Consider the following 12,539-nt stretch of genomic DNA (forward strand, 5'->3'; position numbering starts at 1 on the left):
CATGGCCAGCCTGAACGATATTCGCAGCACTTTCCTCGACTATTTCGCCCGCAACGGGCATGAGGTTGTCGACAGCTCTCCGCTTGTCCCGCGCAATGACCCGACCCTGATGTTCGTGAACTCCGGGATGGTGCAGTTCAAGAATGTCTTCACCGGCATGGAGCACCGCGACTATACCCGCGCGACGACAAGCCAAAAATGCGTCCGCGCCGGCGGCAAGCACAATGATCTGGACAATGTCGGCTACACCGCTCGGCACCATACTTTCTTTGAAATGCTGGGGAATTTCAGCTTTGGCGACTATTTCAAAGAAGAGGCGATCCCCTACGCCTGGGAATTGATTACCAAGGATTTTGGGATCGACAAGAGCCGGCTTCTGGCGACGGTGTATCACACCGATGACGAGGCCTTCGACATCTGGAAAAAGGTTGGCGTGCCGGAGGATCGGATCATCCGCATTCCGACCCATGACAATTTCTGGCAGATGGGGCCCACAGGTCCCTGCGGCCCTTGCACTGAGATTTTCTACGATCATGGTGACCATATCTGGGGTGGCCCGCCGGGAAGCCCCGAGGAAGACGGTGACCGGTTTATCGAGATCTGGAACATCGTGTTTATGCAGAACGAGCAATTCGCCGATGGCTCGATGGTGCCGCTCGATATGCAATCGATCGATACCGGCATGGGCCTGGAACGGATCGGCGCGCTGCTCCAAGGCAAGCACGACAATTACGACACGGATTTGATGCGGAGCCTGATCGAGGCGAGCGCGCATGCGACCTCCGTTGACCCCGATGGGCCGAAAAACGTGCATCACCGGGTGATCGCGGACCATCTCCGCTCCACCTCTTTTCTGATCGCCGATGGGGTGATGCCGTCGAATGAAGGGCGCGGTTATGTGCTGCGCCGGATCATGCGCCGGGCGATGCGGCACGCCCATTTGTTGGGCACGAAAGATCCGTTGATGCACCGTCTGGTGCCGGCTTTGGTGAGCCAGATGGGCCAGGCCTATCCTGAACTTGGCCGAGCGCAGGCGTTGATCACGGAAACGCTGAAGCTGGAGGAAGAGCGGTTCCGCACCACGCTGGATCGCGGTTTGCGGCTGCTCGACGAGGAGTTGGGCGACCTCGCGGAAGGCGCGGACCTGCCGGGCGAGACGGCGTTCAAACTCTATGACACCTATGGTTTCCCGCTGGATCTGACCCAGGATGCGCTGCGCGAAAAAGGGCGCGCCGTGGATACCGAGGGGTTTGATGCGGCAATGGAGGCACAGAAGGCCAAGGCGCGGGCCGCCTGGTCCGGCTCCGGCGAAACCGCAGATGCCGCGATTTGGTTCGATCTGAGCGAGACCCATGGCGCGACCGAATTCCTCGGCTATGACACCGAGACGGCGGAAGGGGTCGTCTTGTCGATTGTGTCGGATGGCAAAGAGATCGCCGCGTTGGGCGAAGAGGGGGCACGGCCTGGGTCTTGTTCAACCAGACGCCATTTTATGCCGAGGCGGGCGGCCAAGTGGGCGACCACGGCTATGTCCGCATTCTCGAAGGCACCCATGAGGCCTCGGAGATGCGCTTCACCGGCCATGTGAGTGATGTGCAGAAACGCGGCGATGGCCTGTTTGCGCATCATCTGACGGTGGATAGCGGTCATCTTGAGGTTGGCGACGCCGTTCGGCTTGAGGTGGACCACGCCCGCCGCGACACGATCCGCGCCAATCACTCCGCGACGCATCTGTTGCACGAGGCGCTCCGCCGCGCGCTTGGCGATCATGTGGCACAGCGGGGCTCGCTGAACGCGCCGGATCGGTTGCGGTTTGACTTCAGCCACTCCAAGGCGTTGACGGCGGCGGAATTGGACTCGGTGGAAGAAGAGGTCAATGCCTTCATCCGGCAGAACGCGCCGGTTGAGACGCGGATCATGACACCGGATGCCGCGCGCGATCTGGGCGCGCAGGCGCTCTTTGGTGAGAAATACGGCGATGAAGTCCGCGTCGTCTCCATGGGCATGCTGGATGGCTCGGGCAAAGGCGGCGATGGCCGGACTTATTCAATCGAACTTTGCGGCGGCACCCATGTGCGCCAGACCGGCGATATCGGCGTCTTTGTCACGCTTGGCGACAGTGCGTCGAGTTCTGGCGTCCGCCGGATCGAGGCGCTGACCGGGGCTGCGGCGTTTGACTATCTGTCAGGGCAGGAGCGGCGCTTGGCGGAGGTTGCCTCGGTGCTGAAAGCGCCCGCCAGCGAGGTTCTGGACCGGGTGACGGCGCTGCAAGAGGAACGCAAGAGCCTGTCGAATGAGGTCGCGCAACTGCGCAAGCAATTGGCGATGGCTGGCGGCGGCGTGGCCGCGCCTGAGGCGCAGGAGGTCAACGGGATCGCCTTCCACGCGCAGCTCTTGAGCGGCGTGACAGGTAAGGATTTGCCCGGTCTGATTGACGAACATAAGGCGCGGCTTGGCTCTGGCGTGGTGCTTCTGATCGCCGATGCGGGCGGCAAAGCGGCGGTCGCGGCGGGCGTGACCGATGATTTGACAGGCCGGATCAGCGCCGTTGATCTGGTGAAAGCGGCGGTGCCGGAACTGGGTGGCAAGGGCGGCGGCGGTCGTCCGGATATGGCCCAGGGCGGCGGCGCGGATGCAGGCAAGGCCGACGCCGCGATCAAGGCGGCCGAAGCCGTTCTAGAGGGAGTGTAAGAGATGCCTGGTGCGTTCTGGATTGCCCATGTGACAGTGACCGATGAAGAGGCCTATATGAAATACGCCGCGCTCGCGACCGATGCGATTGCGGCCCATGGTGGCGAGTTTCTGGCCCGCGGCGGTCGTGCTGTACAAAAGGAAGGCCGCGCCCATCCGCGCAATGTGGTGGCGCGCTTCCCAAGTGTCGAGGCGGCGGAGACCTGCTATCACTCCGACATCTATCAAGAGGCGTTGAGCCATGCGCGTGGCGCGTCGGAACGGGATTTGGTGATTGTCGAGGCGCTCGACTAGCGCCCGATATACCGATCTTGGCGGTGGTTGACGCCAATCATCACGTTGACCACCACTGCGCCAAGCAGTGACCAGCCGACCAGCGGCAGGGGCAGCACAAAAAGCGCGGCGGCAAAGAGGGCGATGTCGAAGCCCAGTTGCACCCATCCGGCCTGAAGCGCGACACGATCTTGTAGCCAGAGGCCCAAGACACCGATCCCGCCAAGCGACGCGCCATGACGGAAGAGCACCATCAGGCCCAACCCGGTTATTGCGCCCGCAAGAAGTGCGCCGAATGCCGGGTTTAGGTGCTCAAACGCAATCAGTCTTGGGAAGAGTTCCACCCAGATCGAGGTCATCGCCACGGCAATCGCGGTTTTGATCGTGAAGCGTGGCCCGAGACGCAGCCAGGCCAAGATGTAAAATGGCAGGTTGACCGCGAAGAACAGCAAGCCGATGGGCCAACCCGTGACATAGCTGAGCAAGACCGCGAGCCCGGCGGTCTGGCCGGTGATTAGGCCTAGATGGGCCAGAAACATCAAGCCAAGCGCGCAGAGCGCGGTGCCCAGAAAGAAGGCTTGAACATCCTCGATAAGGCTGTGCGATAGGGTCTTATGCGGCTCCGTCATAGCGCGCCTGATCGCAATCCCGGGCCGCGCCGTCCATGCGTCAGAGTGGCAGGGCGGCGGTGTCTTTCAACTCTTCCATTACGAAGCTGGCGGAAACATCGCTGAGATCAACTTTCTGGATCAGCCTTTGATAGAGACGGTCGTAATCCGCCACATCCGCAACCCGCGCGCGGATCAGATAATCCAAGTCACCGGTCATCCGATAAACGCCCATGATCTCGGGCATCTCGCGAACGGCGCGGGCGAATTTTTCCAACCATTTGGCGTCGTGATGCGCGGCGTGGACCTGGATGAAGACCATCAGGCCGAGGCCCAGTTTCGCGGGATCGAGCAGAGCCACGCGCCCGGTGATGATCCCGCGCGCTTCCAGCGCACGGACCCGGCGCCAGCAGGCATTGCGTGAGAGGCCGACGCGGGTTCCCAACTCTTCCAGCGGGATATCTGCCTCGCGTTGCAGAACGCTCAAAATATGACGATCTATCGTATCAAGTTTCTCCATGATTCGATGTATAGTGTGAAAATATCCCAATATCACGCCCTTAATCGCGACGGATTGGGAAGCAATCTCAACCACTGCATGGCAAAATCACCCTGCGAACAGAGTTTGAGGAGCGCGCCTATGATCACCCGTATCTTTTTGAGCCACCCCCGTCAGGTGGAAGAAAGCTATCTGGAACACGCCGCGTTTGCGAGCCGGTTCTCGGGCAAGCTGTTTTTGGCAAGCTGTGCCGCGGCGGTCCATGCGGTGATCCCGTGTCTGTTTGAGAAAACGGCGAGCCGGATGATCGCGGATATGTATGCCAAGACGCATAACCGCGGGCAGTAATTCATGTGCCGATGGGTGGCCTATACGGGCGCGCCGGTGTTTTTGGAGGATCTCGTCTCCAGCCCCGGTCATTCGCTGATTGAGCAAAGCCAGCACGCGACGGAATGCAAGACCGAGACCAATGGCGACGGGTTCGGGCTGGCTTGGTACGACGCGCGGCCTGAGCCGGGGCTCTATCGCGATGTCTATCCGGCCTGGTCCGACACCAATCTTCGTGCGATTTGCGCCCAGGTGAAAGCGCGGCTGTTCCTGGCTCATGTGCGGGCCTCGACCGGCGCCGCGACCAGTCGGAACAACTGCCATCCCTTCGTCAAAGGGCGGTGGTCCTTTATGCATAACGGGCAGATCGGCGGTTTCGAGGCGTTTCGCAAACAAGCCGATATGGCGATCCCGGATGATCTCTATAATGAGAGAAAGGGCGGGACCGATAGCGAGGTTCTGTTCTTGCTGGCGCTTGCGGCGGGGTTGGAGACGGCACCACGGGCGGCCATGGCCGAGGCCGTTGGCACGCTGGAGGCGATGTCGCGGTCGAAGGGGCAGGGGCCGTATATGCGGATCTCGGCGGCGTTCAGCGATGGGGAGGCGCTTTATGCGCTGCGCTATTCCTCGGACCATATCGCACCTTCGGTCTATTACCGCTTCAGCGACAGCCGCCAGGGATGGGCGGTCGTCTCCGAACCGCTGGAAAGCGATCAAAGCGGCTGGCAGGAGTTACAGCCCGGCCATATGGCCCGTTTCGTCGGGCGCGACGTGCAGGTCACGCCCTTCGCGCCAGTGATGCAACCGGCGGCGGCTTAGGCCGTTAGTCGCGGGCGTAAAGCTCCGACTCCGCGCCGAGATAGCCGTTCCAGGCGAACCAATAGGCGATATGACCGGCGACGCGGGGCAGGCTGCGGCCATCTTGGGCTTCCAGCGCGTCTTCGGTGACGCGCCAGGTCATGCCGTCATTCGATGTTAGCGTCTCGGTATCGCCGGAGAATGTCAGATCACCGCGCTCATAGGCGCGGACGCTCCGCCGATCGGCCTCACCGATCAGCACCAAGGACGTGTCGAGCATGCCGTCATTCAGCACCATCTGATCGGCGAATGCGTCCAGCGGCCAGGCTTTCGCGCCGCCGAATTGCCGGATGCCGAAGACATAGTCTTTCTGCAGATGTTCGGATTGGTCGACCAGCGTCGGGAACATCAGATCATCGGAGGCGAAATAGTCGCGATAGACCACACCCGAGCCGTAATTCCGCGAATATCCGGTGTTGAGCGACAGGATCTGCGTCTCGGGATTGGCCGCGCGCCAGGCCTCCCAGGTGTCGATGACCACCGGGCGCTCTCGCAGCCGGATGCCACTATCGACCAGCGGGCCGACAACAGGCTCCCCGGTGAACTGGTTCCAGAGCGAATGGGTGGCGCGGTCGAACATCAGCTTGTTGGAGCGATAGAGAAAGCCGGAGGAGCCGAAAACGAAGGGCTCCGCCCGCGCTTCGACTTCGGTTTCGAACAGAATGCCCGCGCCGCAGAGCGTGCAATAGGCCAGTGCCACGGGCACGCCGCCGATCACCTCGTTAAACATCTCATGCCAGCCCATGATCCGAAGCGGATAGGCGCGCGCATCGCCATTGATCGAGACGCCGAAGACCAGATCGTCGGGGCGCATATAGTCGGCCTCGGCGGCGGTGATGAGGTCTGGATTGTCGAGCGAGGGGATGCCATCCTTCCGCACGCCGCCCCAAGTGATTTCCTCAAACCGGATCCGCATCCGGTCGCGCTCCAGATATTCCGGGCGCAAGAAGGCCGAGAAATTCGGGTCGATCTGCAGGAAGAGCGTGCGTTTGACCTCAACGAAGCTGGGATGCGGGATGACCTGCGGGTTGGCCTCTTGCCACAGCATCCAGTCAAACCAGCCGCGCCTGTCGGGGTCTCCGGTGACATGTTGTAGTGCGGCGTCGATCGCATCGGGCGAGATCGGCGTGAAACGGAGTGCCGTGATCAGCCCGGCGGCCATGTCGGGGTTACCACGGGTGTGGATGAACTCAAGCGCGGCGATGAAGTCGCTCGGGCTGCCATAGATCAGATCGTATTGCGCCCGAAACAGCGTGTCGAACTCATCTGAGGTCTGGGCCAGAGCGGTGATCGGGGTGAGCGCCGCGCTGGCCGAGAGCGCGGAGAAATGGCGGCGGGTGAGCATGGGCCGGGTCTCCTTTGATCGGCGGGTAGCGCAATCATGCGCCCGGCGGGCTTCACATGCATCTGACGTTCGGGTGATCGCGGGTGCCTCTCGCTCGCTGGTCAGTGGACATTGGTGGAGGAAAACACATTGATCACCACGATCCCCGCGATGATCAGCGCAATACCGACCAATGCCGCAAAATCAATCCGCTGCCCGAACCAGACCAGCCCAACCGCCGCGACAGCAACAATGCCAAGCCCCGACGCCAGCGCGTAGGTGATACCGACCGGCATGTATTTCAGCGTAAGCGTCAGGAAGTAGAACGAGCCGGCAAAGCCCAGGATAACCAAGAGAGATGGCCAGAGGCGGGTGAATTGTTCGCTCGCGTTTAGGGCGGAGATCGCGATGGTCTCGCCGATGATGGAGAGGGCGAGATAGAGGTAATGCGTGGGCATGGAGGCAAGTGCTTTCAAACGGGTGTGGGACGGGCAGGGAGAGCCGAAACGCGGGCGGCGGTAAGTGGCCTGTTGCCCGCAGCAGGTCGCGCCTCGCCAAATGGCCTAGGGGATCGCGGCGCGGCGTTATGGCAATAGGGCAATCCATCGGATTGAATAGAGGTGGGCTATTGAAATCAAAAAAGGCCGCCCTGGGTCGGGCGGCCTTCGATCTCTTGAAGCCTCTCCGGTTTAACCGGCGAGCGCCCTGTTCAGATTCTCGTCGATCTTCTCCAAGAAGCCCATCGTGGTCAGCCATTTCTGATCGGGGCCGACCAGGAGGGCGAGGTCCTTGGTCATGTCACCGGACTCGACAGTATCCACGATGACCTTCTCCAGCGTCTCAGCGAAGTTCATCAACGGCGCGTTGTCGTCCAGCTTGGCGCGGTGCTTCAGGCCACCGGTCCAGGCAAAGATCGAGGCGATCGAGTTGGTCGAGGTCTCTTTACCCGCCTGATGCTGACGATAGTGGCGGGTGACGGTGCCATGGGCCGCTTCGGCCTCCACGATCTTCCCATCGGGCGTCATCAGTTGCGAGGTCATCAGACCGAGCGAGCCGAAGCCCTGCGCGACAGTGTCGGATTGCACATCGCCATCGTAGTTTTTACAGGCCCAGACAAAGCCGCCGGACCATTTCATCGCCGCCGCGACCATGTCGTCGATCAGGCGGTGCTCATAGGTGATGCCAGCGGCTTCGAACTTCTCTTTGAACTCTTCCTCATAGACCTTCTGGAACAGCAGCATGAACTGACCGTCATACTGTTTCAGAATGGTGTTCTTGGTCGACAGATAGACCGGCCAGCCAAGCGACAGGCCATAGTTCATCGAGGCGCGGGCGAAATCGATGATCGACTGATCAAGGTTATACATGCCCATATAAACGCCTGAGGAGGGCGCCTTGAACACTTCGCGCTCATCGACGGTGCCGTCTTCGCCGACGAATTTCATCGTCAACGTGCCCGGCCCGGGGAATTTCATATCCGTCGCGCGATACTGATCGCCATAGGCGTGACGGCCGATGACAATCGGTTGCGTCCAACCCGGCACAAGACGCGGCACATTTTTGCAGATGATCGGCGCGCGGAATACAACGCCGCCCAGGATGTTGCGGATCGTGCCATTGGGCGACCGCCACATCTGTTTCAGGCCGAACTCTTCAACGCGGGCCTCATCGGGCGTGATCGTGGCGCATTTGACGGCGACACCGATCTCTTTGGTCTTTTCGGCGGCGTCGATGGTGATCTGGTCGTTGGTCGCATCGCGGCTTTCGATACCCAGGTCATAATACAGCAGATCCACATCCAGATAGGGTTGGATCAGCTTCTTCTTGATGAAGTCCCAGATGATCCGGGTCATCTCATCGCCATCCATCTCGACGATGGGGTTCTCTACCTTGATCTTCGACATCTGCCGTGTCCCTCATATGTGGTGAAGCATTCGATTGCGCGCGGTCTAACGGAAACCATTGCATCTGGGAAGTGGGTATACCGATGTATACCGGCGTCGTGATGTCGCGGAGGGTTTCGCGATTGGATTATCCCGTCTCACAAACAGGATAACGCTATCGGCAGATTAACGCTTGCTTGAGCGCCTGCGCGTCTGGTTAATAAAATCGTTGCCGTTGAGTAAGGGTCGCGTGTTGTAGCTGGTTGGCTTGTCTCGCGTCGGTGGCGCGGCAGAGGCCAAGAACCAGGTGCGAGGGATGGGTGTGAGACTGTTACCAGTATGGGCCGCCGCTTTGGCGGTGAGCGTTTTCTCCGGGCTTCTGCCTGTCTTCGGGACCGATCGCGCCGAAGCGCAGGTTCTTAACGCCACATGCCCCGAAGCGAACGCGTCAGTTGACGGCATCGGTCCCGGCTCGGCCGTATCAGATACAACAAGGGTGGCACAGGATAGCGACTGCTCCGTCTTTTCGCCAGTCGACCCAGCAATGTTGTTGTCCACGCTGATTTCCAATTTCGGCGGTTCGGTTACTTTAGACGCTAGTGTACGTGTTTATGTTGGCGGAACTGAAAGCGAACGAATTCGTCCAATCTGCAGGGCTGGGGCCGGGGGCGGCACGCCCAGCATTAAGCTGCCTCTCGACATCACCTATTCTTGTTCTGCGGTCTTCGACTTCGGTGGTCAAACCCATGATATTGCCTTCGAGCTGTTCGGTACGGCCAGTGATAACGGAAGCGGCGAGTTTGACGTGGCAATGCGACACGGACCGACCACCTACACCCGGACGCCGCTGCAGCCCCCGACGCTCACACTCTCGGTCGATGCATTCACGGACGGAACGTTTGATGTGACATTGACCTCAGATGCGGCGCTAGACGGCGCGTCGATTGCGGCCAGCGATCTGACCATCACGCCGGTCGGGCTCGGCACGATATCAAACCCGGTCTCTGGTGCTCCGGTGCGGGTGTCGGACACGGAGTACAGGTTCCCGATCACTGTCGTTGGGAGGGGCGACCTCGAGTTTCGGATTGCCGCGGGTGCAATCAACGGCGCAACCGGGCTTGTCAATACCGCGGCGTCCAACACCGCAACCACGAATACCAATGACGAGCGCCCGACCGGGGCCTTTTCAGGCTTGGCCAGCACCGTGGGGCTGGCTGGGGATCAGGTGACTATCACCTTCAACGAACCGGTCGGTCTTATCATTGAGCTTTTGACGCTGAACAATCTCCGCGCGTCGAACCTGCTGAGTGGGGACGCCCTGACCTACACCTTCGATGTCGAGCCCATTGCCGATGGCCCTGCCAGCATATTCCTGCCTGCCGGTTTGGCCGCCGATCTCGGCGGGAATAGCACTTTGGCTGTTGGGCCGGTCACCACCAATGCCGTTGTCTGAAGGCCCGAGATCACCTTGGCCTCCACCCAGGTCAATGGGCCGGTCGGGCGGAGCTTCACATTCGACATCACCCGCCCAGGCGGCGGACGCTATCGGATTGATGGACCGTCGGGTTTTCCGGGCGAGATCACGAACTTCTCCATAACTGGTGTCGCGTCGAACCCTGCTGCGGGCACCCTCACCATTGCGGGGGAGGGCACCGGCGGGCCGGTGGTCGTCAGCTTCCCCGAAGGCGCCTTTACCGATGAGGAATCGGGCAATCTCAGTCTTGCCTTCGCCCCTCTCGAACTAGCCAATTTCGACCTGACCGGGCCGACTCCGACGATCACCTTTGAGGGATATGATCTGGAAAACACCTTCACGGCGCGGATCACGTGGGATGAGGATGTGACGGGGTTTGAGGCCGGGGACATTACGCCGGTAAATGCCACGCTTGGGGCTTTTGCGGCGGTAAGCGCATCGGAATACACCGTTGAGGTCACCGCGATTGATCTGTCTACCGCGCCGTCGATCAACATCGCGCCAGGTGTGGCCACCGATCTGGCGGGCAATGACAACGTGGCGGCGAATGGCGTGCCGCCCGGGCCGGATGGGACCGCGCCGACACTCAGCATCACCGGGCTGCCAACGGACGGGTTTGGCGGGCCGCAGACCGTGACACTGACGTTTGATTTCGGCGAGCGGGTTCTGGGCTTTGAAGACAGCGATATCGCTGTGACTGGCGGCACGCTTAGCGTGATCTCTGGTGGGCCGCAGGTCTGGACGGCAGAGCTGGATATCCTTGGCACTCAGGATGTGAGCGTAACGGTCGCAGCGGGCGCGGTGTTGGATGTCAGCGGGACGCCGAATGCCGAGACCCGCGCGCGCAGCGCCGCCGATGCCGATCCGCCGACGGTGCAGATCACGGGCGCGCCGGGCTTCCCGGGCGATCCCTACACGCTTGATATCTTGTTCTCCGAGCCGGTCACGGGCTTCGTTCTGGGTGATATCCAGGCCTCCGGCGCGGCTGTCTCCGATTTCATCAACACATGCGGCAGTGACCCCTGCGCCAGTTTCAGCATCGTCGTGACGGCGGAGCCGGATCGGCTCTTTACCCATGCGGTGGATATCCCGACCGGCGCTGCGCAGGATGCGGCGGGCAATGACAATCTCGCCCTGGGCTTCGCCCCGCCGCCGCCAGATGGGACAGCGGCACTGCCGGTGATCACCGGGGTGCCGGAGGGGTTCACCGGGCCGGTTTCTGCCACGATTACCATCGATTTCGGCGAGCCGGTGGTCGGGTTTGACGGCGCGGATGTGACTGTCACCGGTGGTACGCTTGGGGCGCTGACCGGCGGGCCGCAGATTTGGACCGGAGAGCTCAGCGTCACCGGGGATGCCGATGCTGTGGTGAGCATCGAGGAGGCCGCGGCGCAGGATGTCACTGGCACGCCGACCGCCGCGGCCAGTGTCACCGGGGCCTTCGGCAGTTCCGATTTGGCGGCGGAGTTGATCCGGGAGTTTATGAGCGCGCGCAGTGCGGCGCTGCTTGGGTCGCAGCCGTCGGTGCGCGGCTTTCTGACGGGGCAAAGCGCGACCGGGGCGCTGGAGGTAACGCGCGGCCAAGGCACCATCTCGCTGCAGACCGGCGGGCGTGCCCCGGTTTGGGCGGCGCTGGAGGCCAGTTGGAGCGAGCTGGAGGAGGCCGAGTTGAACTACGCCTTGGCCACGCTCGGCGCGCATACCTGGCTGAGCGAGCGGGCGCTGGTGGGTGTGATGCTGCAATATGACATCGCCGAAAGCGAGGATGGCGCGGCGCGGCTGGAGGGCACCGGCTGGCTGGTGGGGCCGTATTTTGCCGCCGCTCTGGGGTCGGGGCCGGTCCATGTCGATGGCCGCTTGCTTTATGGCCGGACCGACAATGAGATCAGCCCGGTCGGCACCTATACCGACGCGTTCGAGACCGAACGCTGGCTGGCCACGCTAGCGGTCTCCGGTCGGATCGAGCGGCCGCAAGTGACCTGGTTCCCGAGCCTCGAACTGGCCTGGACCGAGGACACGCAAGAGGCCTATACCGACAGCGTGTCCAACACTGTCCCGGAACAGACCGTGCGCCTGGGGGAGCTGACCGCCGGGCTAGATTTTGAGCACGCCCTGAACCCAACCACGCTTCTGCTCGGCGGGGTCTCGGCGATCTATGCCGATAGCTCAGGCGGCAGCGGTGGGATGGACGGCACTCGCGGGCGGCTCGACTTCGGCCTGCGCCATACTGGGCAAGACGGGATGAGCTACGATCTCAACGCTTTCTATGATGGGCTTGGAACGCCCGACTACCGCGCCCATGGCCTCGAGCTCACCTTCCGCTTCGCGTTCTAAACGGGCTTGGCGGCTTGTTCCTGGTCGCCCTGCCGGGCCGCGCGGCCCTTGGCCAATTGTTCCGCCAAAAACCGCCGCGCGCGTGCCTCAGCCATCCGAACACGAACGGCGGTCCGAAACGCCTCTTCAGTTGAGGGGGAGGATGCGCCTATTACCTCCGCCACGCGGTTCGGCAGAAGATCATCATCCAACTCCTCGGCCGCCGCGATGACGTCTTTGGCCAATTTATCTGCGAGCTCATCGACAATATTGCTCATCGCGTGAGGCC

General features: G+C 61.7%; 11 protein-coding genes and 1 pseudogene. 6 read left to right on the forward strand and 6 right to left on the reverse strand.

Annotation, left to right across the window (positions count from 1 at the left end):
- Position 1: 1 nt before the first annotated feature.
- Positions 2-2,691 (forward strand): annotated as a pseudogene (gene alaS / locus QTA57_RS13070) (alanine--tRNA ligase).
- A 3-nt stretch (positions 2,692-2,694) separates the two neighbouring features.
- Positions 2,695-2,985 carry a DUF1330 domain-containing protein gene (locus QTA57_RS13075; RefSeq protein ID WP_290151893.1) on the forward strand — a complete coding sequence of 97 codons (291 nt, stop codon included), beginning with the start codon at positions 2,695-2,697 and terminating at the stop codon, positions 2,983-2,985.
- Here the strand turns inward: QTA57_RS13075 and QTA57_RS13080 are convergent.
- Complete coding sequence (locus QTA57_RS13080) at positions 2,982-3,593, reverse strand: YitT family protein (protein WP_290151894.1); 612 nt, start codon at positions 3,591-3,593, stop codon at positions 2,982-2,984. The two genes, QTA57_RS13075 and QTA57_RS13080, sit on opposite strands and share 4 nt — an antisense overlap.
- 40 nt (positions 3,594-3,633) lie before the next feature.
- On the reverse strand, positions 3,634-4,092 hold the full coding sequence (locus tag QTA57_RS13085) for an Lrp/AsnC family transcriptional regulator (protein WP_290151895.1): 459 nt from the start codon (positions 4,090-4,092) through the stop codon (positions 3,634-3,636).
- Between the two features lie 120 nt (positions 4,093-4,212).
- Between QTA57_RS13085 and QTA57_RS13090 the strand changes: the two genes are divergently transcribed.
- Positions 4,213-4,419: a DUF6356 family protein gene (locus QTA57_RS13090; protein ID WP_290151896.1), complete on the forward strand. Its 207-nt coding sequence runs from the start codon at positions 4,213-4,215 to the stop codon at positions 4,417-4,419.
- Positions 4,420-4,422: 3 nt separating this feature from the next.
- A complete protein-coding gene (locus QTA57_RS13095) occupies positions 4,423-5,217 on the forward strand; it encodes a class II glutamine amidotransferase (RefSeq protein ID WP_290151897.1) in 795 nt (264 codons plus the stop codon).
- Between the two features lie 4 nt (positions 5,218-5,221).
- On the opposite strand, the gene QTA57_RS13100 is transcribed toward QTA57_RS13095, so the two are convergent.
- From QTA57_RS13100 to QTA57_RS13110, 3 genes are all read right to left on the reverse strand, one after another.
- Entirely contained in the window at positions 5,222-6,601 is a 1,380-nt protein-coding gene (locus QTA57_RS13100; protein WP_290151898.1) for a DUF3179 domain-containing protein, read from the reverse strand.
- A gap of 101 nt (positions 6,602-6,702) precedes the next feature.
- On the reverse strand, positions 6,703-7,038 hold the full coding sequence (locus QTA57_RS13105) for a DMT family transporter (RefSeq protein WP_290151899.1): 336 nt from the start codon (positions 7,036-7,038) through the stop codon (positions 6,703-6,705).
- Between the two features lie 231 nt (positions 7,039-7,269).
- Positions 7,270-8,484, reverse strand: a complete 1,215-nt coding sequence (locus QTA57_RS13110; protein ID WP_290151900.1) for an NADP-dependent isocitrate dehydrogenase — start codon at positions 8,482-8,484, stop codon at positions 7,270-7,272.
- Between the two features lie 523 nt (positions 8,485-9,007).
- Here QTA57_RS13110 and QTA57_RS13115 point away from each other — a divergent pair.
- Positions 9,008-9,916, forward strand: a complete 909-nt coding sequence (locus QTA57_RS13115) for a hypothetical protein (RefSeq protein WP_290151901.1) — start codon at positions 9,008-9,010, stop codon at positions 9,914-9,916.
- 15 nt (positions 9,917-9,931) lie between these two features.
- Complete coding sequence (locus QTA57_RS13120) at positions 9,932-12,271, forward strand: Ig-like domain-containing protein (protein WP_290151902.1); 2,340 nt, start codon at positions 9,932-9,934, stop codon at positions 12,269-12,271.
- Here the strand turns inward: QTA57_RS13120 and QTA57_RS13125 are convergent.
- Entirely contained in the window at positions 12,268-12,528 is a 261-nt protein-coding gene (locus tag QTA57_RS13125; RefSeq protein ID WP_290151903.1) for a hypothetical protein, read from the reverse strand. The genes QTA57_RS13120 and QTA57_RS13125 overlap by 4 nt on opposite strands.
- Between the last annotated feature and the right edge of the window lie 11 nt (positions 12,529-12,539).

It is taken from the genome of Fontisubflavum oceani (assembly GCF_030407165.1).
Lineage (GTDB): Bacteria > Pseudomonadota > Alphaproteobacteria > Rhodobacterales > Rhodobacteraceae > Rhodophyticola > Rhodophyticola oceani.

Coding starts and splice junctions, on each gene's coding strand:
- QTA57_RS13115 (WP_290151901.1), top strand. CDS start 9,008: ATGTTGTTGTCCACGCTGATTTCCAATTTCGGCGGTTCGGTTACTTTA.
- QTA57_RS13075 (WP_290151893.1), top strand. CDS start 2,695: ATGCCTGGTGCGTTCTGGATTGCCCATGTGACAGTGACCGATGAAGAG.
- QTA57_RS13105 (WP_290151899.1), bottom strand. CDS start 7,038: ATGCCCACGCATTACCTCTATCTCGCCCTCTCCATCATCGGCGAGACC.
- QTA57_RS13110 (WP_290151900.1), bottom strand. CDS start 8,484: ATGTCGAAGATCAAGGTAGAGAACCCCATCGTCGAGATGGATGGCGAT.
- QTA57_RS13125 (WP_290151903.1), bottom strand. CDS start 12,528: ATGAGCAATATTGTCGATGAGCTCGCAGATAAATTGGCCAAAGACGTC.
- QTA57_RS13085 (WP_290151895.1), bottom strand. CDS start 4,092: ATGGAGAAACTTGATACGATAGATCGTCATATTTTGAGCGTTCTGCAA.
- QTA57_RS13095 (WP_290151897.1), top strand. CDS start 4,423: ATGTGCCGATGGGTGGCCTATACGGGCGCGCCGGTGTTTTTGGAGGAT.
- QTA57_RS13100 (WP_290151898.1), bottom strand. CDS start 6,601: ATGCTCACCCGCCGCCATTTCTCCGCGCTCTCGGCCAGCGCGGCGCTC.
- QTA57_RS13090 (WP_290151896.1), top strand. CDS start 4,213: ATGATCACCCGTATCTTTTTGAGCCACCCCCGTCAGGTGGAAGAAAGC.
- QTA57_RS13080 (WP_290151894.1), bottom strand. CDS start 3,593: ATGACGGAGCCGCATAAGACCCTATCGCACAGCCTTATCGAGGATGTT.